This is a genomic window from Gordonia sp. ABKF26 (assembly GCF_041103195.1).
Classification (GTDB): domain Bacteria; phylum Actinomycetota; class Actinomycetes; order Mycobacteriales; family Mycobacteriaceae; genus Gordonia; species Gordonia terrae.
In genome coordinates this window covers 382,720-403,189 of sequence record NZ_JBGCVZ010000003.1, presented here as the reverse complement: position 1 = coordinate 403,189, position 20,470 = coordinate 382,720, and the positions used below count along the sequence as shown (strand labels likewise).

The following is a 20,470-nucleotide window of genomic DNA, read 5'->3' as shown; positions in this document are numbered from 1 at the left end:
CGCAGACGATGGACTCCATGAGCATCGGGAACGACGCAAGTGGCGTTGAGGTGGACGAATCGAACGAGCATCTAAGAATCCTGCTCCTCGGTGGGCGCGGTGCGGTGGGCACCTTTGTCGCCCGCGAGTTGGCGGCCGCCGGCCATGTCGTGACCGCGACGAGCCGCACGGCAACCGGTGACGCTCGGGTCGATCTACTGGGCAACCTCTCTGAGTTGCGTGGTCTCGTTGCGCGACACGACGTCGTCGTCAATGCCTCGGGGATCGAGCGCCCGGAGCTCGGCACCGCGACCGGACCGACGCCACTGGTCGACATCTCGGCGTCGGGGGCCTACCTCGACGCGCTGCGGGACGCCGCCGTGGGGCCCGTCCTCCTGGGAGCGGGGCTTGCACCGGGCCTGAGCACGATCCTGGCCGCCTCCCTCGACTCGCGCCCGGACGACGACCTCGATGTACTCGTGATGCTCGGAGCCGGCGAGAAGCATGGCCCGGCGGCAGTCGCCTGGACGGTCGGTCTGGTCGGCACCGACGTCCACCACCCGCCGGAAGGCCGGCCGGTGCGCAACCTCGGCGAGACCCGCCGCGCCACCGGACCGGACGGACGCAGCAGGCGCTATCTGCGCGCCGACTTCCCCGACCACGTCCTGCTCGACGACAAGCCCGGCGCGATCCGCTCGTATCTCACCCTCAGCTCGGCACCGATGACCGCGGCGCTGGGTCTGATCGGTCGGGTGCCGGTGTTGCGGAGCACCTTGACGTGGGCGCCTCCCCTCGGGTCGGACGCCTGGCACGTCATCGCCGAGAACCGGCGGTCCGGTGAACGTCGACACGCCTGCGGTACAGGACAGTCCGAGGCGACAGGTCGGTTGACGGCGCTGGCCGCCATCCGCGCTGCGACAGAGCTGCGCGATTCGTCGCGGACTGCGGTGACGATGGCCGACCTCGTCTCGCTCGACGACGCGCTCGCGGTGATGACGTAGGTCCGCTCCTACGTCGCGGCGTATTCGACGATCGAGACCCCGGTCTCGAAGTCCTGACCACTGACGCGGCGAAACCTCCTGGGCGCGTACCGACCCGGAGCCATCAGCGGGATCCCGCTGCCGAAGAGCACCGGCTGACGTTTCAGGACGAACCGGTCGATCTCGTCGGCCAGCTGGGTCGCCAGATCGCCACCCCCGCAGAGCCAGATATCCTTTCCCTCAACCTGTTTGAGATCGCGCACGACGTCGAGCGGGTCGCGGTCGGTGAACGTCACACCGTCCACGGGGTCGCGTCGTCGATGGGTGAAGACGTACTGGTCGAGGTGGCGGTACGGGCTCGTGACCTCGGGCAGCCCCGCAGCGTAGGTGCCGGCTCCCATGAGCACGGTGTCGAAGATGCCTGCGCTCTGGTCGATCCCGAGTGCGGCGGCGTAGTCGGTCGGGATCGTGTCGGCGAATCTGTCGTTGATCCCGTCCATGTGATCGCCTTCGATGAGAAAGGCGTCGAACTGCCCGTCCGGTCCGGCGATGTACCCGTCGAGACTGACGGCCACGTAGTACACGAGTTCACGCATGTTGTCCCCAATCACTTCAGATGTAGTGGTTGAGAAACTACAGCACATGTAGTGGTTGCGCTATCGTTTTCCCATGGCCCGAAACGACGACCGCCGACGCGCGCTGGCCGATGCGGGCCTCGAAGTACTCGCCGACACCGGCGCCCGCGGGCTCACCCACCGCGCCGTCGATCGTGCCGCCGGCGTGCCTGTCGGTACGACGACGAACTACTTCCGTTCTCGCTCAGCACTTCTGACCGGTCTGGTGGAGCGCATCTACGAGCGGCTGGCGCCGAGTGACGACTTCATCGCCGAACGGGCCGGACGCACACCGACGCGGGAGCTGTTTGCCGAGTACCTCCGCAACATCGTCGAACGTCTGATGGCGAACCGGACCGTCACCATTGCACTGATCGAACTCCGGCTGGAAGGTATTCGGCGCCCCGAGGTCGCAGAGATCATCGTCGAATGGCGCCGCACCGGATTCGCCGGGGACGTGGCCTTCAACGAGCAGGCGGGCCTGCCGGGAACCGCGCGGGAGATCGCCCTGTTCCACTACGCGGTCGACGGACTCCTCCTCGACCAGTTGACCGGCCCCCTGCTCCCGGACGTACCGGTCGACGACATCGTCGATGCTCTGGTCGACGGGTTGCTGCCCGGCTGAGATCGCGCCGCCCGGGTCCGACTTCGGGTCGACGATGGCTGGACATCGAACCCGCTACCGTGAACAGGTGGACCGAGACCTGCTCGACGGACGCTACGAGATCCGGGGAGTTCTCGGACGCGGCGGCATGGCAGTGGTTTACGACGGGTGGGACCGGCGACTCCACCGATCGGTCGCCATCAAACTGCTGCGCTCAGAGCCGGAGACCGGGACGGTCGCACGGGACCGATTCGCGGCGGAGGCGCGGGCGGCTGCCGCACTCAACCACGCGAACATCGTCGCCGTCCATGATTTCGGCGAGCACGACGGCACGCCGTACATCGTGATGGAACGGCTGAGTGGCACAACGGTCGGCGACCTCATGGTCGGCGGGCCGTTGCCACCCCACCGCGTCGCGGCGATGCTCGACGACGTCCTGGCCGCCCTGCAGGCCGCCCATTCCGCCGGCGTGCTGCACCGCGACATCAAACCCGCGAATCTGCTGATGTCCGGCGACCGGGTGAAGGTGGCCGATCTCGGCATCGCCAAGACCGCCGGGATGGCGCACACGGCGACGGGAGAAGTGGTCGGCACCATCTGCTATCTCAGTCCCGGTCGCGTGTTGGGCCGGGCGGCGACTCCGGCCGACGATCTCTACGCGGCTGCGGTCGTGGCGTACGAGGCGTTGACCGGTCGCCGAGCGTACGACCACGACAACCCTGCCGCCGTGGCGCACGCCATCCTGCACGCGCCACCGCCACCGCTGGCCGACATCCGTCCGGATGTCGCGCCGACACTGCGCGAGACGATCGACCGGGCGATGCGTCCGGGCGACACCGTGCCGTTTCCGAGTGCCGCGGCGATGAGCGCGGCGTTGGCGGGAGGCGACCACCCGGGCCGCGACGCGGGGACGAACCGGCTCACGGCGCCGCTGCCGCCGCTGATGCCGCCCCCTGGGATCCCGTCGGGAACGGCTCCGCTTCCGGGTGGGCCGAACCGGTCCCGACGTCGAACGTCGATCGCGGTTCTGGGTGGCGCTGCCGCCCTGCTGGTCGCCCTACTCGTAGCCGTCGTCGTCATCGCCGGCGGATCCGACGACGACACACCGGTCCCGGCGACCCCGACCTCCCTGCCGGCCGCCGAGTCCTCGGCCACTGAATCCCGTCCGACTTCGCCGAGCACAGTCGACGCGTCCACGCCGATCCCTGTACCGACCGACGCGACGGAGACCGACGCGCCACCGACCGAGCAGGGTCCGGCCGAAAGCGGTGGAAACGGGCGGGGGAACAACGGTGGTGGCAACAGTGGTGGTGGCAACAGCGAGAACAAGGGGAACGGGAAACCGAAGGACGACAAGAACTGACAGGTCCGCGGTGTCGGACTCCGCAGAAGACTTCGGACCCAGCGGTCTCAGGGTCGAGGCCCCGACCCTCAGTCGTTCTTCTTCTCCAGGTGCGCGTACCGACGGCGGAACTTCTCGACCCGGCCGGCGACGTCGGGGATCGTGTTGACGCCGGTGTAGAACGGGTGCGAATCGCTGGTGACATCGACGGTGATGAGCGGGTACTCGTTGCCGTCGGACCACGTGACGGTCGCCGACGACGTCGCGGTCGAGCGGGTGAGGAACTCCTTGCCCGTTGAACCGTCGCGGATGACCACGGGGTGGTAGTCGGGGTGGATGCCCTTCTTCATGCTGGGTGCCTTTCGAGAGATGGATGAGCGTCAGTTGTCCCGCGGGTCCGAGGCGTCGAGCCCCGGGATCGCGTCCACGGTCGACTCGGCGACGTCGAGGTCGTCGCACGGGTCGGCGTGGAACTGACCGAAGGGATCGTCGAAGGTCGACCAGAATTGCTGTCCCGCAGCGAATTCGACCTCGTTGAGGCACGCGGTCCGCAGTGCCTCCTCGATGTCGGCGGGTTCGCCCGAGTGAACGAGCACGACGAGTGACGTGTGGCGGTCGCCGAACGTCTCGTCCCAGCGCAGGGCACCGAGGGCGCGACGTTCGGCGGACACCTCGGCGAGCTCGTCATCGGACATGGAGGCCAGCCAGGGGCCTCCGTGGGCGACGCGCAGCCCGCCACCGGCCGACTCGAGCCACAGCGCCTCGTCGGGCTGTGTCGCCATCCAGAGCCTCCCGCGCGCACAGACGACCCCGTCGAGCAGCGCGTCGATCGCGTCGTGGAAACGGCCCGGGTGCAGAGGTCGGTCGCTGTGGAACTCGACCCAGGTGACCCCGCAGTCGGACTCCAACGGGGGCTCGCCTGCGAGCAGGGGATCGTGCGGACCGTCGATGCGACCCCGCCGTGAACGTGGGGGCACCGCGGCGAGCAACTGCTCGGCGAGAAGCGGTGTGATCGGACGCTGGGGCAGCTCGAACATCATCGGGACATGCGGTGCGAGCCGCTTGAGGACGGCGACGAGCCGGGCCGACGTCCACGCGTCGCGGAAGGTCGGGTCGCACGCCGCGACCACGAGCGCATCGGCGAAGGCGACCTGTCCGACCGCGACCTGAGCGAGCGTGCGGTCGTCGTCGAGCGCGACGTGCCCGCCTTCTGCCAGGGAGAGGTCGCCCGTCGCCGACGTCAGCCAATCTTCCTCGGCGACACACGCAATGGTGAGGTCGACGCGGACGTCGGCGGCCGCCGGGGCGTCGTCGAACCCGGGCATGTCCGCGACGATGACGTTCTCGATCGACCAGGCGACCTGCTCGGGTTCCAGGACGGGGTCGAGCGTGAGGACGATCCGGTTCACCGACGGTCGACGATGAAGGCGCCGGAGCATGGGGAGCAGGTCCTCGCGCAGCGTGCACGAGATGCATCCATGGGCCAACTCGACGATGCAGACGTCATGTCGGCTACGCCCGTCGGGTCCCCGCCAACTGAGGGTCCGGACGACGCGCCCATCCTCCACCTGGGTCAGGTCGTGGTGTACCTGCACGCTGCCGACACCGCCGCACTCCAACGCATCGCCCACCCGATGGATCGACGGTGCGTCGAGCCCGGTGACCAGGACGACCGAGGTTCGATGGTCGGTCGGTCCGGCGACCTCCGGGCGGTTCGCGAGTCCATCGTCGAACACGACTCCACTCCGATCTATTGAGAATGATTTCCATTTGTGCCCCGCCGACGGTACCGTGGCCGAACAGTTAATGCCAATCATTGTCGATAAGAACAGGAGGCAGCATGTCCAAGAGGTGCCAGGTCACCGGTCGGGTGCCGGGATTCGGCAAGCAGGTGTCGCATTCGCACAAGCGGACGTCGCGCCGGTGGGACCCGAACATCCAACGACGCCGCTACTACGTGCCCAGTGAAGGGCGGTATGTGATGCTGCGCGTGAGCGCCAAGGGGATCTCGACCATCGACAAACACGGCATCGAGTCGGTGCTGCGCAAGATCCGCGCGCGTGGAGAGAAAGTCTGATGGCGCGCAACGAGATCCGCCCGATCGTCAAACTGCGCTCCACCGCCGGGACCGGGTACACGTACGTGACCCGGAAGAACCGCCGCAATGATCCCGACCGGATGGTCCTCCGCAAATATGACCCGATCGCCCGGGCCCACGTCGACTTCAAGGAGGACCGCTGATGGCCAAGAAGTCCAAGATCGTCCGCAACGACCAGCGTAAGGACGTCGTCGCGCGGTATGCCGACCTCCGCGCCGAACTGAAACGCGCGAGCGTGGCGGCAGATTCGACGCCCGACGAGCGGATGGAAGCGATGCGACGTCTCCAACGGCTGCCGCGCAATGCAAGTCCGACGCGGCTGCGGAACAGGGATGCGGTCGACGGCCGTCCGCGCGGGTACATCGGGAAAGCGGGTCTGTCCCGCGTCCGGTTCCGAGAGCTCGCGCATCGCGGCGAACTACCCGGGATCCAGAAGTCCAGCTGGTGAGACGGCCCTACGAGAACCAGGAACGGTGATGGCCAACAAGAGAATCCGCCAGCGCGACGACGTGCCGGCCAAACGCAAGAAGAACCTGCTCGCAGCGCAGGGTGTACGCGTCGACGGGCGTAATCCCGTCGACTACAAAGACGTCGCGCTGCTGCGGCAGTTCTTGTCCGACAAAGGACGTATCCGGAGCCGACGGCTCACCGGATTGAGTCCACAGGAGCAGCGCCAGGTCGCCACGGCGATCCGCAACGCACGCGAGATGGCGTTGCTGCCGTACGACTCTCGGCACTGACGCGCGCCTCGGTATCTGCGGCCTGGCGGCCGTCGTGGAACAACAAAAGAACACTCGTGAGCGTCCCGATCTCTGCTCCCCGAGGTGCGAGCGAAGCGAGCCACGAAGGGGCTGGCGAGGTATCTCACCAGGCCCTTTCGTGGCTCGTCGCCAACGCTCCTCGCACCTCAGGGAGCAGAGGGGGGGCGCTTCTTTCGGATTAGGGAGCGGGAGGGGGCGTCGCTAACGCTCCTCGCACCTCGGCGAGCAAAAGTCCTACTTCGAGCCCTGCGGGACGTTCTCGAGTCGATCGAGCAGGGTGCGGGCCAGCGATTCCGACGATGCGGGGTTCTGGCCGGTCAACAGGTTGCCGTCGGTCTCGATGTGGACCGTCCACGGTTCGGCGAGGGTGACCTTGAATCCCGCCTGGGTGAGCCGGTCCTGCAGGAGCCAGGGAGCCTTGTCGGCGAGCCCGGCCTGCTCCTCCTCGGCGTTGCTGAAGCCGGTCACCGTGCGACCGGCGAACGCGTTGACCCCGTCGGGGGTGTTCGCGGCGAGCAGGACCGCCGGCCCGTGACAGACGATCCCGACCGGTAGTTGCGCCTCGTCGGCTGCGATCAGGAGGCCACCTGCGTCCGCGTCGACCGCCAGATCCTCCATCGGGCCGTGTCCGCCGGGAACGAACACGGCGTCGTAGTCGGCGATGCGAACGTCGGTGAGCGCGATCGGCTTCTTCAGTTCGGGTGCGGTCTCGACCACGTGGCGGATCTCGGCCGCGCGCTCGGGCGTGCCGATGCTCTCGACCGCCAGACTGGTCTCGTCGACCGGTGGCTGTACGCCGTTCGGGGTGGCCACCGTGACCTTGTATCCGGCCGCGCGGAAGACCTCCAGTGGGGCGACGGCCTCTTCGGCCCAGAACCCGGTCTTGTGAGCCGAGCCGTCGTTCAGCGTCCAGCTTCCGGCGCCGGTCATGATGAAGAGAATGTTGCGTGTCATCTGAACCTCCTGTGTCCAGGTAGACGATGTGGACATCGTCCGCCAACGTAGAGAACAACCGCGATCTCGGCCACGGTGCAGGTCAGGTCAGGTGAGACCGGTGAGCTCGGCGGAGCGCTGCCACAGACCGTCGATCAGTGTCTGGTCGTGGGCCTGGCGATTCTCCCGGCCGTTGGGCTTGTGGCGGTTGAAGTACACCCCGTTGACGCTCGGGTCGGCGCCGCGCTCGGCCAGGGCGATCAGCGGGGCGGCACCCTGCTCGGGGGTGATGGTCACCAGGCGTGTGATCGGGGACCGATAGGCGAGCCCGACGAATCGCGAGTCGCGGCCGAAGCTCGTTGCCGCGGGTCCGGGATGCACTGCGGCGGAATAGATCTTGTCGGCAGTCCAGCGCTGGGCGATCCCGCGCGTGAACAGGATGTTCATCAGCTTGGCGGTGCCGTACGGGCGCATCGCGAGTGTCCGGCGTTTCTCGAAGTCGAGATCATCGAGGTCGACCTGCCCGAAGAGATTGCCCACGCTGGAGGTGTTCAGGACCAGGGACTGCGGTGCCGCGGCCAGTCGGTCTCGCAGCAGGTGAGTCAACAGGAACGGCGCGAGATGGTTGATCTGGAAGTTGAACTCGTGCCCGTCGGCGGTGCGTTGGGACGAGTCGAACGTCCCGCCCGCGTTGTTCATCAGGACGTCGATCGTCCCCACGGCGCCGTTGATCTCGGCAGCGAGGTCCCGCACCTGCGCCAGATCCGAGAAATCCGCGGTGAACTGGGTCGCGCCGGTCTCCGCCGCGATCGGCGCGAGCTTCTTCGGTGAGCGTCCGACGAGGACGAGATTGGTATCGGGCCCGGCCAGGGACCGGGCGGCGATCGCGCCGATACCGTCGCTGGCGCCGGTGAGAACGATGGTGCGGGTCGGTTCGGCCATCACTGTCCCTCCGCCGTGCCCTCGGAACCGCCCAGAGCGTGGCCCTGATCGGAGTGACCGGTGTGGGGAGCGGCCTCGTAGGCGGCCTTCTCCTCCTCGGTCCGCTTCGTCTGCCCGATCGCGGTGTCACCGGCGGCCGGCAGAACGGACTCGGGACCGTGCTCCTCGTCCGGATCGTCCCGCAGATCGGGGTCGGTTCTCAGTTCGTCTTCGTTCGTCGTCCAGGTGGGCTTCTCGTTGTCCGGCATCTCTCCACCTTGCCCGAAGACGCGCGAATTCACACCGGTATTGACTTCAAGTTCACTTGAGGTTGTCTGCTCGTCGTCGTGACCACACTCGACCCGGCCAGCCGGCGCATCGGCCTCATCCTCGTCGTCCCGACCCTCATGGTGATGCTCGACGTGACGGTGGTGACCGTCGCGCTCCCACAACTCACCACCGAATTCGACGCCCCGCTGTCCAGCGTGCAGTGGGTGACCACCGCCTACGCGCTGGCCCTTGTGGCGGTGATGCCGCTATCCGCGTACGCCGGCAATCGGTTCGGCGGTCGGCGCGTGTACTGCGCGGCGCTGTTGGTCTTCGTCCTCGGCTCCCTGCTCACCGCCCTGTCCTGGAACATCGTCAGTCTCATCGTCTTTCGCGCCTTACAGGGACTCGGCGGCGGAATGCTCCAACCCGTGGGCATGGCCATCGCGCTGCAGGCGGTGCCCGAGAGACTACGCGGTCGGATGATGGCCATCTTGGGACTGCCCACCCTCGTCGGTCCCGTGCTCGGTCCGGTGCTGGGCGGCGTTCTCGTGGACCATGGCAGCTGGCGCGTCGTCTTCGCGGTCAACGTTCCCCTCGGACTGATCGCGGTGGCGTTGGCCTGGCGATTCTTCCCCCGGACCGGCTCTCGCCGGATGCCGCGGATCGACCTGCGTGCGGTTGCCGCTCTGTCCCCGGGTGGTGCGTTCCTGGTTCTCGGCCTGTCTCGCGCCGGCGACACCGGTTCGCTCCTCGCGGCGTCGATCCTGGTGCCGGTCGGTATCGGCGTGATCCTGTTGGCGTATTTCGTGCGCCGGTCGCTGCGCAGCCGCGCCCCCGTCCTGGATCTCCGACTCCTGGCACAAGCTCGCCTGCGTGGTGGCGTCGTGGTGATGATCTTCTTCGCCGGGGCGTACTTCGGCTCGATGACCATTCTGCCGATCTATGTCCAATCGGTCCGGTCCGATTCGGCCACGACCGCAGGCATGCTGTTCGTCCTCCCCGCGCTCCTGAGCGGCATCACTCTCCAGATCGCCACCCGCGTGGCCGATTCCGTGGACCCACGGCGGGTCGCGATCTGCGGGATCGTGCTGTCGACGACGGCGATGATCCTGATGGCGACGCTGCTCGACGAGTCCACTTCCTACCCGGTCATCGTCGCGATCCTCGCTCTCATGGGAATCGGTGTCGGAGCGACGATGTTGCCCACCATGACCGCCGCCACCCGCGATCTCGAAGGCGCCGACACCCCGGGTGGCACGACCATCCTCACGACCTCGAACCAGTTCGCCGTCGCGATGGCATCCGCCGCGATCACCGCCACCATTGCGGCGCTGATGAACTCGCGCAGCGGGGCGGTCGACGGTCGAGGAGTGGCGGGGGCGATGACGTTGAGTCCCACCGAACGCATCGACGCCGCGCCCGAGTTGGCCTCGGCGATCGCCGACACGTACCTCCTCACGGCCGGTCTGCTCGTGTGTGCCCTCCTCGCGGCCGTGTTCGTGATGCCGGCGCGGCGAGCCCTTCGAGACGCTCGCAAGGCTCGCTCCTCAGGGGGCGGGGTGAGACGCTCGCAAGCTCGCTCCTCAGGGGGCGGGGTGAGACGCTCGCTCCTCAGTAACTGCGGCCGTCGTGGACTGCGAAAGCACTCGTTGTGACCGGAGCGGGCCCAATTACTGCTCCCTGAGGAGGCCGGAGCTTGCGGAGGCCGTCACGAAGGGTCCTGGTGAGATGCGTCACCGAACCCTTCGTGGCTCGTCGCTAACGCTCCTCGCACCTCAGCTCAGGGAGCAGTGGTTGTGTCGTTCTTTCGGATTAGGGGGCGTGTTAGGTGGGCGCCGGCTCGCTTCTAGGTATCTGCGGCCCTTTTGGATCAGGGAGCGGGGGCGATCCGCGGGACCGCGGCGAGGAGTTCGCGGGTGTAGGGATGCTGCGGATCGTCGAAAACCGCGTCCGCCGAACCGTACTCGACGACCTCACCGGCACGCATCACCGCGATGTCGTCGCTCACGTGGTGGATGACGCCCAGGTCGTGCGAGATGAACACCAGCGCGACACCGGTTTCCGCCTGCAGACGAGCCAGGAGATCGAGGATCCGTGCCTGGATGGACACGTCGAGGGCCGACACCGGCTCGTCGCACACGATGACGGCGGGACGCGGTGCGAGCGCACGGGCGATCGCGACGCGCTGGCGCTGTCCGCCCGACAGTCGTGAGGGGTGCCGGTGCCGGTACTCCGTGGGCAGCCCGACCTGGTCGAGGAGTTCGGTGATCCGGTGGTCGAGATCTGCGCTGCGCACGCCGGTCACCCGCAGGGCGTCGGCCAGGATGCGGTCGACGGTCCATCGCGGGTCGAACGAACTGAGCGGGTCCTGGTAGATCACCGAGATCAGGTGGCGCGACGCGCGGCGCCGGGCCTCGGAGAGTCCGGACCACGCCGCGCCGTTCAATTCGACCGTGCCGGAATCGGGTTCGGTGAGCCCGAGGATGATCCGTGCGGTGGTGGTCTTGCCCGAACCCGACTCGCCGACGATGCCGAGGGTACGACCGGGCGCGAGGTCGAAGCTCACCCCGGCCACGGCGGGGCGGGCAGTGATCGCCGTGCCCCTGATCGCCGGATTGCCGAACGACTTGTGCAGGTCGCGAACACGGAGTGCGAGTGGCTGGTCGGGCGTCGGCGTCGGCGGAGTGGAGATCTGCTCACCGCTGACGAGCGACGTGCCCTTGGACGCGCGGGAGGGGATCGCGTCGATGAGACCTCGGGTGTACGCGTGCTGCGGGGCGGTCAGCACCTCCCGTGCGTTGCCGTACTCGACGATCTCGCCGTCGCGCATCACGGCCACCCGGTCGGCCAGGCGTGACACGACGGCCAGATCATGCGAGATGAGGATGATGCCGTTGCCACGCGACTTGGCCTCGGCCAGCACGTCGAGGATCTGGGCCTGGACCGTGGCGTCGAGTGCCGTCGTCGGCTCGTCGGCGATGAGGAGTTTCGGGTCCTGGGCGATCGCCGATGCGATGAGAGCACGCTGGCGGAGTCCGCCGGAGAGCTCGTGCGGACGCTGACGCGCTCGTACCCGCGGTTCGGGAACGCCCACGAGGTCGAGCAGCTCGACGACGCGTTCCTCGCGGAGCGCACGACCGAGCCGTGCCGGGGTCCGACGACCGATGCTGCCGTGCGCGGTCAGCGACTCGGCGATCTCGCTGCCCACCGTGCGCAGTTGATCCAGGGACACCAGGGCGTCCTGGAGGACGAATCCGATCTCGCGGCCTCGGATGGCGCGCCACTCGCGGTCGACCAGGCCGCGCAGATCACGCCCGCCGAACGCGAGGGCGGTGGCGTCGATCTCGGCGCCCGAACCGGTGAGTCCGATGAGGGTGCGCGCGGTGACGGACTTGCCGGAACCGGATTCGCCGACGATCGCCAGGCACTGGCCGGCAGAAACCGAGAACGACACGCCCTTGACGACCTGGCGGCCGGCGAACGAGACGCGGAGGTCGCGCACCTCGGCCAGCGGTGCGTCGGTGCGGTCGACGCGGACGGAGGCCATCGCCTCTCGGGTGACGACGGTCATCGGCGGTCTCCTTCCAGGCGTGCGCCGAGGTGACGGCCCACGGTCGTGAATGCCAGTGCCACCGCGACGATGACGAGACCGGGGAAGATCTCCAGCCACCAGGCCACGGTGATGTAGGTGCGTCCGGCGTCGAGCAGTGCGCCCCACTCAGGTGCGGGTGGTGGTACGCCGAGTCCGAGATAGGCCAGTCCCGACGCCCAGATGATGGCCTGTCCCACTCCCAGCGTCACGGTCACGATCATCGGGCGGAGCGCGTTGGGCGCGATGTGCTGCAGCAGGATTCGACGGCGAGGGTGCCCCAGGGCGGTCGCCGCCTCGATGTAGGGCGCAGTCCGGACGGCGAGCACCTGACCGCGCACGATGCGGGCATACCCCGGGGCGATGCCGATACCGATCGCCAGGATGAGGGTCACCTGTCCGGGCCCGAAGACCGAGGTCAGGAGGAGACCGAGAAGCACGATGGGGAAGGCGAACATCACCTCGATCCAGCGATTGGCCAGCGCCTGGGCTACGCGCCCTGACAGCCCCGCGGCGATGCCGAGCAACACCGCCAGGACCGACGCGAGTGCGACCGCGCCGAGCCCGATGATCAGCGATTGCCGGGTGCCGGCGATGACGCGACTCAGCAGGTCTCGTCCCGACAGATCGGTGCCGAACGGGTGTGCCCAGCTGGGCGGTTGCAGGGTGGCGTCCAGGTCGACGGCGAGCGGGTCGTAGGGAGCGAGCAGGTTGGGCGCCACCGCGGCCACGAGCAACAGAGCCAGCACCACGAGTGCGGCGATCACCGCCGCTGGTGGCCACGAGCGACGTGGCTGGTCGTCCTGACCGCGAGGCGTGCCGGTGGTGGACCTACGAACCGCGGAGAGCGCGTTCGTCAGTGCGGGGCGGACCGGATTGGTGAGGGTCATGGGACCTCGATCCTGGGGTCGATGACGGTGTAGAGGAAGTCCACGACGAGGTTGGCGATCGTGTAGACGAGGGCGACGAACAGAACGATGCCACTGACCAGCGGGACGTCACGCGAACTGGCCGCCGCGACCAGCGTCTGACCGATACCCGCTCGCGCGAACACGGTTTCGGCGATGACCGCACCGGACAGCAGCGCGCCCATGGCCCAGCCCGAGACCGTCACCGCGGGAAGAACGGAGTGTCGCAACACATGTCGATACCGGACCGACAGATCGCCGAGTCCGCGACTGCGGGCGGTGAGCACGAAGGGCTGGTCCAGTGCGCGGGCGAACTCGTCCCGGGCGATCTGGCCGAGGAAGCCCGACAGCGGGATCGCCAGGGTGAGCACGGGCAGGACGAGTCCCCACAGGCCGGTTCCGCTCTCGACGGGAAACCAACCGAGGTTGATCGCGAACACCACCAGGAGGATCGATCCCACCCAGTACTGCGGCAGCCCGGCGCTCACGGTCTCGATCAGGGACCCGGCCGCGCCCCAGGGTCCACGGTGGCCTGCCGTGAGCGTGGTGAGGACGAGGACGAAGAGCCACGCGACGACCAGGGCGGTGAGGGTGAGGACGAGTGTGGGTCCGATCTGGTCGGCGATGATCTCGGTCACCGGCTGCTGCAGCTGGAACGAGACGCCGAGATCGCCGCGCAGCAGACCGCCGAGATAGTCCAGATACTGCGACCACACCGAATCATCGAAGCCATACTCGGCGTTGACCGGAGCGAGTTCGTCCGGTGTGCGTTCCCGGCTCTCGCCGGACGAGAGGTTGAGGAGCAGCGTCGCGCGGTCGCCGGGAGCGAGCACCTGGAGCAGGAAGGTGATGGAGGCCGCGGCCCACAGCACGAAGACGGCCGAACCGATCTTGCCCGCCCACCGGGTCAGGCCCCGCGGGGGGACCACCTGGCGTCGGGCCGCGGTCACGGCCGGGTCGTCGACCAGGGTCATCGCACGAACCTCGCATCCGCGAACACCGGTTCGCCTTGGGATTTCTCGACCCACACCCCGTGGAGGCGTGGTGACACCGCCAACGACGTTGTCTGCGTGTACAACCCGATCGACAGCGCGTTGTCACCGATGAGGCGCTGGGCGTCGCGGTAGAACCCCCGGGCCTGTTCCGGATCCGGAGAGGCGTTGCCCTGCTCGATGAGGGCCTGCAGACGCGGGTCGTTGTAGTACGCGGTGTTGTGCGGGTTCGGACTGTCCGGGAGGCGCTGACGCCAGTTGATGTACAGCAGGCCCGGGGTCGGGCTCGTCCAGTAGCCGACGTAGGCGTCGTAGGTCGGTGCCTTGGCGTACTGCCCGCCGAAATACGCGCTCTGGGTGGCGGGGACGAGCTGGATGTCGAAGCCCACGTCACACGCCTGTCGAGCCACCGCCTGCAGGATCGCGGCACCCTCGGGTCCGACGATCGCGTCGGCGGCGTACACGACGCGCGCGGTCAGGCGTCGTCCGTCCTTCGTGCGGATGCCGTCGTCGTCGCGACCGGTCCAACCCGCGTCGTCCAACAGGGCAGCGGCCGCCTCCGGGTCGTGCGGGTAGTTCCCGGCCTCCGGGTCGTAGTCCGGGGTGCTCTGACTGAGCGCGCCGTTGGCGTTGTAGGGGACCACGCCGAGAAACGCCGTCTCGACGGCTTTGCGACGGTCGGCCGAGTAGGCGAACGCCTGCCGTACCCGGACGTCGTCGAACGGCGCGTGGTCGACGTTGAGGGTGATGGCATTCGGGCGCCCCGGCGTCACATAGCGGCTCACCTGATACCGGCTGGTCGCGTCCGCCCAGTTGATGGCCGGCACGTTGTAGATGACATCGGAGGAGTCGCTGCGCAGCGATCCGTAGCGGAGGACCGGGTCCTTGAGGAACTTCCAGATCAGCTTGTCCACGTACGCCGGACCCTGGTTCTCCGCGTTCGCCGGGGGAGAGTTGTACTTCGGGTTGCGCACGAAGGTGATGCTGCGATTGCGGTCCCAGCGTTCGATGATGAACGGGCCGGACCCGACCGGGCTGGTGCAGTTCGCCTTCGGACCACGCGCCAGCGCGGTCGGCGACTGGATTCCGAAGTAGCCCTGCGTCAGCACGGTGAGGAGCGGGGTGTACGGCGACCTGAGGTTCATCCGGTAGGTCAGCGGCCCGACGACCTCGTCGGACTCGAAGTACTTGCCGATGTAGGACACCACCGTGCCGTTGGGCTTGTCCGGGTTCAGATACGACGCGAAGGTGGCACGGACGGCCTCGGCGTCGAGCGGTGTGCCGTCGCTGAATTCGACACCGGGTTTCAGATGGAAGGTGTACGAGCGCCCGTCGGCGGAGATGTCCCAGCGGGTGGCCAGCCACGGCACCACTCGTCCCGAGTCGTCCAGCGACACCAGGTTGTCGAGGTATTGCCGTGCCAGATAGGCGTTTTGAACCCACCCACCGTGCACGCAGGGTGGTTCCTGCTCGTGGCCGTAGGAGATGGTCCCGCCCGAGACGTACTGGCCCGGCGCGGCGGGGACCCCCGTCGACTCGCCGTCACCGGTGCGCGGCTGGGCACATCCCGCCAGCAACGCCACGCAGGTCAGGGCGACCCCGGCCGCGGGCAGCAGGCGGGATCGCCGCGATCGTCGCGGCACAGGACTTCGTCGCAGCACAGAACTTCTCCTCGGGCAGCACAGATGGCGGCGGACGCGGCTCGAGGTCGTGGGACACGAGAGCGGGAGCCCGGCGTCGGGGCGGGAATCACCACAACCTAGGGGCTCCGGACGGTGTCGGGCACCCCTTGGGGCCACCCTGATCCGAAGTCGCCGGACGCGCGGCGCCGTCCGTAACGTCGCGCTGAGTCCGACGCCTCGTGATCAGGAGCAGCCATGTCCGCGCCCCCCTTGAACTTCGCCGCCTTCGTCATGAACACGACATCGCACATCCTGCACGGAGCGTGGCGGGCGCCGGAGGCGCAGCAACACCACTTCAACGATCTCGACCACTGGATCGGCCTCGCAAAACTGTTGGAGAAGGCCCGGTTCGACTTCATCTTCTTCGCCGACGTGGTCGGACTGTACGACGACTATCAGGGGGACTGGAAGAAGTTCGTCGACTCCGGCCTGCAGATCCCGAGCAACGACCCGCTCGTGCTGGCCTCCGCGATCGCCTCGCACACAGAGCATCTCGGCATCGCGATCACGAGTTCGATCCTGCAGGAGCACCCGTTCGACTTCGCTCGTAAGATCTCCACCCTCGATCACCTGAGCAAGGGCCGGATCGCGTGGAACATCGTCACGAGTCTGTCCGACAACGCCTGGCGCAACTTCGGATACGACGGGATCACCAAACACGACGACCGCTACGCATGGGCCGACGAGTACGTCGACGTCGCGTACAAGTTGTGGGAGGGTTCCTGGGACGAGGGCGCGCTGATCCAGGACAAGACGGGCGGTCTCCACGGAGACTATGACCGCGTCCACAAGATCAACCATGTCGGCGAGCACTACCGGGTCGAGGGACCTCATCTCGTGTCGCCGTCCCCGCAGCGGACCCCGGTGCTGTTCCAGGCCGGTTCCTCGCCGGCCGGACGACGTTTCGCGGCCCGCAACGCCGAGGCGCAGTTCATCCTCTCGCCGTCTCCCGACGCCGCGCGCACGCTGATCGCCGACACCCGTCGCCTCGCGGCCGAGGCCGGCCGGCAACCGACGGATCTCCAGTTCTTCCAGGGACTCTCATTCGTGATCGGGAGTACCGAGGAGGAAGCGGCGCGCAAGTCCCGCGAACTCGACGAGCTCATCGACCCGAGCACGATCATCGCCCACTCGGCGGGCGGCATCGGCGTGGATCTCGGGCACTACGACCTCGACACCCCGATCGGGCAGATCCACACCGAGGGTTCCCAGAGCTTCCTGCTGTGGCTTCGCGAGGCCGTGCCCGACCGCGAACCGACCGTGCGCGATCTCGCCCAGTTGCGCAGCCGGACAGGCCGGGTCGTCGGGACACCGGACCAGATCGCCGACCGTCTCGAGCAGTGGCGTGACGCCGGGGTGGGTGGCATCAACGTCATCAACGCGACCATCCCCGGCAGCTACGTCGACTTCGCCGACCACGTGCTGCCCGTTCTCCGCGAGCGCGGTCTGGCGAAGCGGGAGTATGCCGAGGGAACCTCACGTGCCAAACTCAGCGGCCACGACCGGCTTCCGGAGTCGCACCCCGCCGCACGCCATCGCGGCGCGTTCGCGAAGGTGCCGGCATGACCGCACCCGCGCGGGTCGTGACCGACCGGAACGAGATCCTCGCCGAGATCGCGGCCGGGTCGGCCGAGCGCGAGCGCCAGGGCCGGGACCCCCGCGAAGCCGTGGCGCTCCTCCGACGGTCGAGGTTGACCGCGCTGTCGCTCGACACACAGTCCGGAGGTGCCGGGGCCGGAAGTGTCGAACTCTTCGAGTTCATCATCGACCTCGCCCGCGCCGACCCGATCGCCGCGCACATCCTGCGCGCCCACTACTGGTTCGTCGAGCAGATCGAACGCCTCCCCGTCGGACCGGTGCGGAGTCGGTGGAGCGAGCGGATCGCCGCGGGCGCCATCGTCGGCAACGCGTCCAGTGAACGCGGTGTCGCCGCCGGGTCGCGCCAGTACGCGACTCAACTCGTCTCCGACGGTGACGGCTGGCGGTTGCGTGGCGAGAAGTTCTACAGCACCGGAACGGCTTTCGCGGACTACGTCACGGTCCTCGCCATCGTCCCGGACGCCCTGCGCGCGCGGCTGGTGAAAGTGGTCGTCCCGGTCGACCGCGACGGGGTGAGCGTCATCGACGACTGGGACGGGATCGGGCAGCATCGGACGGGCACCGGTTCGACGTTGTTCGACGATGTCCGCGTCACCTCGGACGACGTCCTGGAGTTCGTCGAACTCGATGATTCCACTCCGCCCGCCGCCAACGACGGCCCGTTCCTGCAGCTGTTCCTACAGGCACTTATCGCCGGCATCCTCCTGGCCGCCTCGGATGATGCGGTCGCACTGCTGAACTCACGCGCACGGACCTTCGAGCACGCGCCGTCGCCCGAGCCACGGCAGGATCCGATCCTGCTGGAGCGGATCGGTGAGATCGACGCCGCCGCACATGTGGCACGGGACGCGGTCCTGAGTGCGGCGCGGCAGGTCGAGACCGCGAACGCATTGGCGCGACGCGGCGTCATCGACGTCGAGCAGTTCGCGCAGGCGTCCCTCGCCGCCGCGCGCGTCAAGGTGCACGTCGATCGCATCGCCCTACCGGCGGCGGCGGCCGTCTTCGACGTGGGTGGTGCCTCGTCGGCGAGCCGTAGCCGCAACCTCGACCGGCACTGGCGCAACATCCGGACCATCACCCTGCACAACCCGACGTCGTACAAGGCCGTCGCCATCGGTGATCTCCGCGTGAACGCCACCCCGTTGCCGGGCAACGGGTACTTCTGATCGCGAGACCCGCCGGCAGCTCACCGAGGGCGCCCGGAGCTCGCACTTCCGGGGCGGAGGGTTGATTCCCTGCTCGTCGGTCGGCGTCAGGCGACGAACAGGATCCAGCCGTAGACGATCAGCCCGAACACGAAGACCCCCAGGTAGGCCCAGCCGACCCAGATCGCGGCGGTGGCGAAGGGCAGACCGATCTCGCGACGCTGCCGGATCTGCGTGCGCGACCGGTAGCCCAGGACGAGTCCCACGATGAAGGTGATCCCGAGGATCGACAATGCCAAGGCCCACAACGCCATCCGATTGACACGCGGACCGGCACCGGACTGGGGAGCCACGCTGTCCTCCGAACTACTAGTGGGATGTGCTGCTGCTGCTGAATAGGCCTGGGTTTCCTGGCGGTCGGCGACCGGAGGCGTGCTCACCGCGCCGGGACTGTCGACGACGCGGGTGTCCGACGCCGGATCCTCGGACTGATCGACGAATCCGCCAGCTGCTCCCACCACCTGCGTGGTGCGGTTGTCCCGGGTGGCATCCGGGCCGGGGGAGCCCGGGCGCTCGCCGGGCGCAGCACCTGGACGGGTGCCGGCAAACGGCGGACGTGATCCGTCGAGGGGTCGATTGCCCTGTGGCGGAACACCTTTGGCGAGTGGTGGTGCTCCGGGAGTCGGGCGCCGGCCGGGCGGGGGTCGATGCCCGGGTGGCCCGGCCGGCATCGGCGGGCGTTGGCCCGGACCGACGGGGCTGCCACCCGGCCTCGGTCCCGCGGGGTTGGCTCCCGCACCGGGCGCGTTGGGTGTCGGCCCGGCCCCGGTCGGCCCCGGTCCCGGCGCGGGTGGGCGCGGTCCGGCGGGACCTGCCGTCGGCCCCGGGGTGTCGGCGCGCTGCGGTGCCGGTCGTTGGCCCGGAGGTGGGCCGGGGCGGGTTTGCGGGCGACCGCCCGGAGGCGGGGTGAATCCGCCGCCCGGCGCCGGACGGCCGGCGCCGGGAGTGTCCGTCCCGTGCGGGGGCGCGCTGACGGGCCGTGCCGGAGCCCGTTCCCACGGCGCGGGATTGCTCGTCGGCGCGGAGCTCTCGGGCGTCGACCACGACTCGCGGGTCCGGTCGTCAGCGCCGCCGGACCCCGGCGGCGGGTTCGGGGAGCGCTCGTCGTCTGAGGTCACGAGTCCAAACTACCCGTGCAGGACATGCGGCCGGTGCCGAGGCGGCCGCGGCGGGTCACGACGCCTGCGTCTCGGTGCTCTCGGCGAGCGCCTCGCGCACCTCCTCGATCCGCGGGACGGTCGGGGACACCGGGGCCACCACGCGTCGTGCGCGACGCAGCGAGCCGACGGCGACGACGGCGGTGACGGATGCGACGACCACACCCAGCGCGGCGAAGAGGTAGTTCTTGGACATGGGCTCAAGACTGCCAGCCGGTGCCCACAGCTGCCACCCCGGCCCGGCGCATTTGCGCACCTCGCGGCCGTCTCCCGACCATCGGACCGGGTGTAAGTGGTTGGATGGAGGTGTGACTACACAGAAAACCTCCGCAGTCATCCACACCAATCGCGGCGACATCAAGGTCGACCTGTTCCCGAACCACGCGCCGAAGACCGTCGAGAACTTCGTCGGCCTGGCCGACGGCAGCAAGGAATACAGCAAGCCCAACGCGTCCGGCGGCAACTCCGGCCCGTTCTTCGACGGCTCTGTGTTCCACCGCGTCATCTCCGGGTTCATGATCCAGGGCGGCGACCCGACCGGAACCGGCATGGGTGGCCCCGGCTACCAGTTCGGTGACGAGTTCCACCCGGAACTGCAGTTCGACCGTCCGTACCTGCTCGCGATGGCCAACGCCGGGCCGGGCACCAACGGTTCGCAGTTCTTCATCACCGTCGGCCCGACCCCGCACCTCAACCGTCGCCACACCATCTTCGGTGAGATCACCGATCCGGCGTCGCAGCAGGTCGTCGACGCGATCGCCACCACCTCGACCGACCGCAGCGACCGGCCGCTCGACGAGGTCGTCATCGAGAAGATCGAGGTCAACTGACCTCTC

Annotated in this window: 23 protein-coding genes; 11 read left to right on the top strand and 12 right to left on the bottom strand. The window is 68.4% G+C overall.

Annotation, left to right across the window (positions count from 1 at the left end; translation table 11 throughout):
• Positions 1–17 precede the first annotated feature (17 nt).
• Positions 18–980: a saccharopine dehydrogenase gene (locus tag AB4Z55_RS02380; RefSeq protein WP_248644189.1), complete on the top strand. Its 963-nt coding sequence runs from the start codon at positions 18–20 to the stop codon at positions 978–980.
• Positions 981–988: 8 nt separating this feature from the next.
• On the opposite strand, the gene AB4Z55_RS02375 is transcribed toward AB4Z55_RS02380, so the two are convergent.
• A complete protein-coding gene (locus AB4Z55_RS02375; protein WP_101820436.1) occupies positions 989–1,555 on the bottom strand; it encodes a dihydrofolate reductase family protein in 567 nt (188 codons plus the stop codon).
• Between the two features lie 73 nt (positions 1,556–1,628).
• Here AB4Z55_RS02375 and AB4Z55_RS02370 point away from each other — a divergent pair, with 73 nt between their 5' ends.
• The gene (locus AB4Z55_RS02370; protein WP_369519044.1) at positions 1,629–2,198 is read left to right on the top strand and encodes a TetR/AcrR family transcriptional regulator; all 570 of its coding nucleotides are present in this window, start codon (positions 1,629–1,631) and stop codon (positions 2,196–2,198) included.
• 67 nt (positions 2,199–2,265) lie between these two features.
• Positions 2,266–3,540, top strand: a complete 1,275-nt coding sequence (locus AB4Z55_RS02365) for a serine/threonine-protein kinase (protein ID WP_369519043.1) — start codon at positions 2,266–2,268, stop codon at positions 3,538–3,540.
• Positions 3,541–3,608: 68 nt separating this feature from the next.
• Here AB4Z55_RS02365 and AB4Z55_RS02360 read toward each other — a convergent pair whose 3' ends face one another.
• Positions 3,609–3,869 (bottom strand): type B 50S ribosomal protein L31, encoded by a 261-nt coding sequence (locus AB4Z55_RS02360; RefSeq protein ID WP_101820434.1) that lies wholly within the window; start codon positions 3,867–3,869, stop codon positions 3,609–3,611.
• A gap of 30 nt (positions 3,870–3,899) precedes the next feature.
• Positions 3,900–5,255, bottom strand: a complete 1,356-nt coding sequence (locus AB4Z55_RS02355) for a GTP-binding protein (RefSeq protein ID WP_369519042.1) — start codon at positions 5,253–5,255, stop codon at positions 3,900–3,902.
• A gap of 104 nt (positions 5,256–5,359) precedes the next feature.
• Here AB4Z55_RS02355 and rpmB point away from each other — a divergent pair, with 104 nt between their 5' ends.
• The 4 genes from rpmB to rpsR are packed head-to-tail and all read left to right on the top strand — an operon-like array spanning position 5,360 to position 6,357.
• Positions 5,360–5,596 (top strand): 50S ribosomal protein L28, encoded by a 237-nt coding sequence (gene rpmB, locus AB4Z55_RS02350; RefSeq protein ID WP_101820432.1) that lies wholly within the window; start codon positions 5,360–5,362, stop codon positions 5,594–5,596.
• On the top strand, positions 5,596–5,760 hold the full coding sequence (rpmG, locus tag AB4Z55_RS02345; RefSeq protein WP_004020951.1) for a 50S ribosomal protein L33: 165 nt from the start codon (positions 5,596–5,598) through the stop codon (positions 5,758–5,760). The genes rpmB and rpmG overlap by 1 nt, the downstream gene beginning before the upstream one ends.
• Entirely contained in the window at positions 5,760–6,065 is a 306-nt protein-coding gene (gene rpsN / locus AB4Z55_RS02340) for a 30S ribosomal protein S14 (RefSeq protein ID WP_369519041.1), read from the top strand. The genes rpmG and rpsN overlap by 1 nt, the downstream gene beginning before the upstream one ends.
• Positions 6,066–6,093: 28 nt before the next feature.
• Complete coding sequence (rpsR, locus tag AB4Z55_RS02335) at positions 6,094–6,357, top strand: 30S ribosomal protein S18 (protein ID WP_004020949.1); 264 nt, start codon at positions 6,094–6,096, stop codon at positions 6,355–6,357.
• Between the two features lie 255 nt (positions 6,358–6,612).
• On the opposite strand, the gene AB4Z55_RS02330 is transcribed toward rpsR, so the two are convergent.
• The 3 genes from AB4Z55_RS02330 to AB4Z55_RS02320 form a co-directional block, all read right to left on the bottom strand.
• Positions 6,613–7,332 carry a type 1 glutamine amidotransferase domain-containing protein gene (locus tag AB4Z55_RS02330; RefSeq protein WP_369519040.1) on the bottom strand — a complete coding sequence of 240 codons (720 nt, stop codon included), beginning with the start codon at positions 7,330–7,332 and terminating at the stop codon, positions 6,613–6,615.
• Between the two features lie 87 nt (positions 7,333–7,419).
• On the bottom strand, positions 7,420–8,253 hold the full coding sequence (locus tag AB4Z55_RS02325; protein ID WP_064571344.1) for an SDR family NAD(P)-dependent oxidoreductase: 834 nt from the start codon (positions 8,251–8,253) through the stop codon (positions 7,420–7,422).
• A complete protein-coding gene (locus AB4Z55_RS02320) occupies positions 8,253–8,501 on the bottom strand; it encodes a hypothetical protein (RefSeq protein WP_369519039.1) in 249 nt (82 codons plus the stop codon). Before AB4Z55_RS02320 ends, AB4Z55_RS02325 begins: the two co-directional genes overlap by 1 nt.
• A 78-nt stretch (positions 8,502–8,579) precedes the next feature.
• On the opposite strand from AB4Z55_RS02320, the gene AB4Z55_RS02315 reads away from it, so the two are divergent.
• Entirely contained in the window at positions 8,580–10,157 is a 1,578-nt protein-coding gene (locus AB4Z55_RS02315; RefSeq protein WP_369519038.1) for a DHA2 family efflux MFS transporter permease subunit, read from the top strand.
• A gap of 215 nt (positions 10,158–10,372) precedes the next feature.
• Here the strand turns inward: AB4Z55_RS02315 and AB4Z55_RS02310 are convergent, their stop codons facing one another.
• From AB4Z55_RS02310 to AB4Z55_RS02295, 4 genes are read right to left on the bottom strand one after another with little or no spacing between them, the layout of a single operon-like run.
• A complete protein-coding gene (locus tag AB4Z55_RS02310; protein ID WP_369519037.1) occupies positions 10,373–12,073 on the bottom strand; it encodes a dipeptide ABC transporter ATP-binding protein in 1,701 nt (566 codons plus the stop codon).
• Positions 12,070–12,981, bottom strand: coding sequence for an ABC transporter permease (locus tag AB4Z55_RS02305; protein ID WP_101820423.1), 912 nt, complete (start codon positions 12,979–12,981; stop codon positions 12,070–12,072). The genes AB4Z55_RS02310 and AB4Z55_RS02305 overlap by 4 nt, the downstream gene beginning before the upstream one ends.
• Positions 12,978–13,973, bottom strand: coding sequence for an ABC transporter permease (locus AB4Z55_RS02300; protein WP_369519036.1), 996 nt, complete (start codon positions 13,971–13,973; stop codon positions 12,978–12,980). Before AB4Z55_RS02300 ends, AB4Z55_RS02305 begins: the two co-directional genes overlap by 4 nt.
• Positions 13,970–15,652, bottom strand: coding sequence for an ABC transporter substrate-binding protein (locus AB4Z55_RS02295; protein WP_248644201.1), 1,683 nt, complete (start codon positions 15,650–15,652; stop codon positions 13,970–13,972). Before AB4Z55_RS02295 ends, AB4Z55_RS02300 begins: the two co-directional genes overlap by 4 nt.
• A gap of 216 nt (positions 15,653–15,868) precedes the next feature.
• On the opposite strand from AB4Z55_RS02295, the gene AB4Z55_RS02290 reads away from it, so the two are divergent.
• A complete protein-coding gene (locus AB4Z55_RS02290; protein ID WP_369519035.1) occupies positions 15,869–17,239 on the top strand; it encodes an LLM class flavin-dependent oxidoreductase in 1,371 nt (456 codons plus the stop codon).
• Entirely contained in the window at positions 17,236–18,438 is a 1,203-nt protein-coding gene (locus AB4Z55_RS02285) for an acyl-CoA dehydrogenase family protein (protein ID WP_369519034.1), read from the top strand. The genes AB4Z55_RS02290 and AB4Z55_RS02285 overlap by 4 nt, the downstream gene beginning before the upstream one ends.
• An 86-nt stretch (positions 18,439–18,524) precedes the next feature.
• Here the strand turns inward: AB4Z55_RS02285 and AB4Z55_RS02280 are convergent, their stop codons facing one another.
• Together AB4Z55_RS02280 and AB4Z55_RS02275 are read right to left on the bottom strand one after the other, a co-directional pair.
• Complete coding sequence (locus AB4Z55_RS02280; protein WP_369519033.1) at positions 18,525–18,935, bottom strand: DUF4190 domain-containing protein; 411 nt, start codon at positions 18,933–18,935, stop codon at positions 18,525–18,527.
• 715 nt (positions 18,936–19,650) lie between these two features.
• Positions 19,651–19,830: a hypothetical protein gene (locus AB4Z55_RS02275; RefSeq protein WP_033204236.1), complete on the bottom strand. Its 180-nt coding sequence runs from the start codon at positions 19,828–19,830 to the stop codon at positions 19,651–19,653.
• A 112-nt stretch (positions 19,831–19,942) separates the two neighbouring features.
• On the opposite strand from AB4Z55_RS02275, the gene AB4Z55_RS02270 reads away from it, so the two are divergent.
• Positions 19,943–20,464, top strand: coding sequence for a peptidylprolyl isomerase (locus AB4Z55_RS02270; RefSeq protein ID WP_004023318.1), 522 nt, complete (start codon positions 19,943–19,945; stop codon positions 20,462–20,464).
• Positions 20,465–20,470 lie beyond the last annotated feature (6 nt).

Bases quoted from the DNA above. Each gene is read 5' to 3' on its own strand.
- AB4Z55_RS02320 (WP_369519039.1), bottom strand. From the start codon at position 8,501: ATGCCGGACAACGAGAAGCCCACCTGGACGACGAACGAAGACGAACTG.
- AB4Z55_RS02380 (WP_248644189.1), top strand. From the start codon at position 18: ATGAGCATCGGGAACGACGCAAGTGGCGTTGAGGTGGACGAATCGAAC.
- AB4Z55_RS02285 (WP_369519034.1), top strand. From the start codon at position 17,236: ATGACCGCACCCGCGCGGGTCGTGACCGACCGGAACGAGATCCTCGCC.
- rpsN (WP_369519041.1), top strand. From the start codon at position 5,760: ATGGCCAAGAAGTCCAAGATCGTCCGCAACGACCAGCGTAAGGACGTC.
- AB4Z55_RS02375 (WP_101820436.1), bottom strand. From the start codon at position 1,555: ATGCGTGAACTCGTGTACTACGTGGCCGTCAGTCTCGACGGGTACATC.
- AB4Z55_RS02310 (WP_369519037.1), bottom strand. From the start codon at position 12,073: ATGACCGTCGTCACCCGAGAGGCGATGGCCTCCGTCCGCGTCGACCGC.
- AB4Z55_RS02370 (WP_369519044.1), top strand. From the start codon at position 1,629: ATGGCCCGAAACGACGACCGCCGACGCGCGCTGGCCGATGCGGGCCTC.
- rpmB (WP_101820432.1), top strand. From the start codon at position 5,360: ATGTCCAAGAGGTGCCAGGTCACCGGTCGGGTGCCGGGATTCGGCAAG.
- AB4Z55_RS02290 (WP_369519035.1), top strand. From the start codon at position 15,869: ATGTCCGCGCCCCCCTTGAACTTCGCCGCCTTCGTCATGAACACGACA.
- rpmG (WP_004020951.1), top strand. From the start codon at position 5,596: ATGGCGCGCAACGAGATCCGCCCGATCGTCAAACTGCGCTCCACCGCC.
- AB4Z55_RS02305 (WP_101820423.1), bottom strand. From the start codon at position 12,981: ATGACCCTCACCAATCCGGTCCGCCCCGCACTGACGAACGCGCTCTCC.
- AB4Z55_RS02330 (WP_369519040.1), bottom strand. From the start codon at position 7,332: ATGACACGCAACATTCTCTTCATCATGACCGGCGCCGGAAGCTGGACG.
- AB4Z55_RS02300 (WP_369519036.1), bottom strand. From the start codon at position 13,973: ATGACCCTGGTCGACGACCCGGCCGTGACCGCGGCCCGACGCCAGGTG.
- AB4Z55_RS02360 (WP_101820434.1), bottom strand. From the start codon at position 3,869: ATGAAGAAGGGCATCCACCCCGACTACCACCCCGTGGTCATCCGCGAC.
- rpsR (WP_004020949.1), top strand. From the start codon at position 6,094: ATGGCCAACAAGAGAATCCGCCAGCGCGACGACGTGCCGGCCAAACGC.
- AB4Z55_RS02325 (WP_064571344.1), bottom strand. From the start codon at position 8,253: ATGGCCGAACCGACCCGCACCATCGTTCTCACCGGCGCCAGCGACGGT.
- AB4Z55_RS02275 (WP_033204236.1), bottom strand. From the start codon at position 19,830: ATGTCCAAGAACTACCTCTTCGCCGCGCTGGGTGTGGTCGTCGCATCC.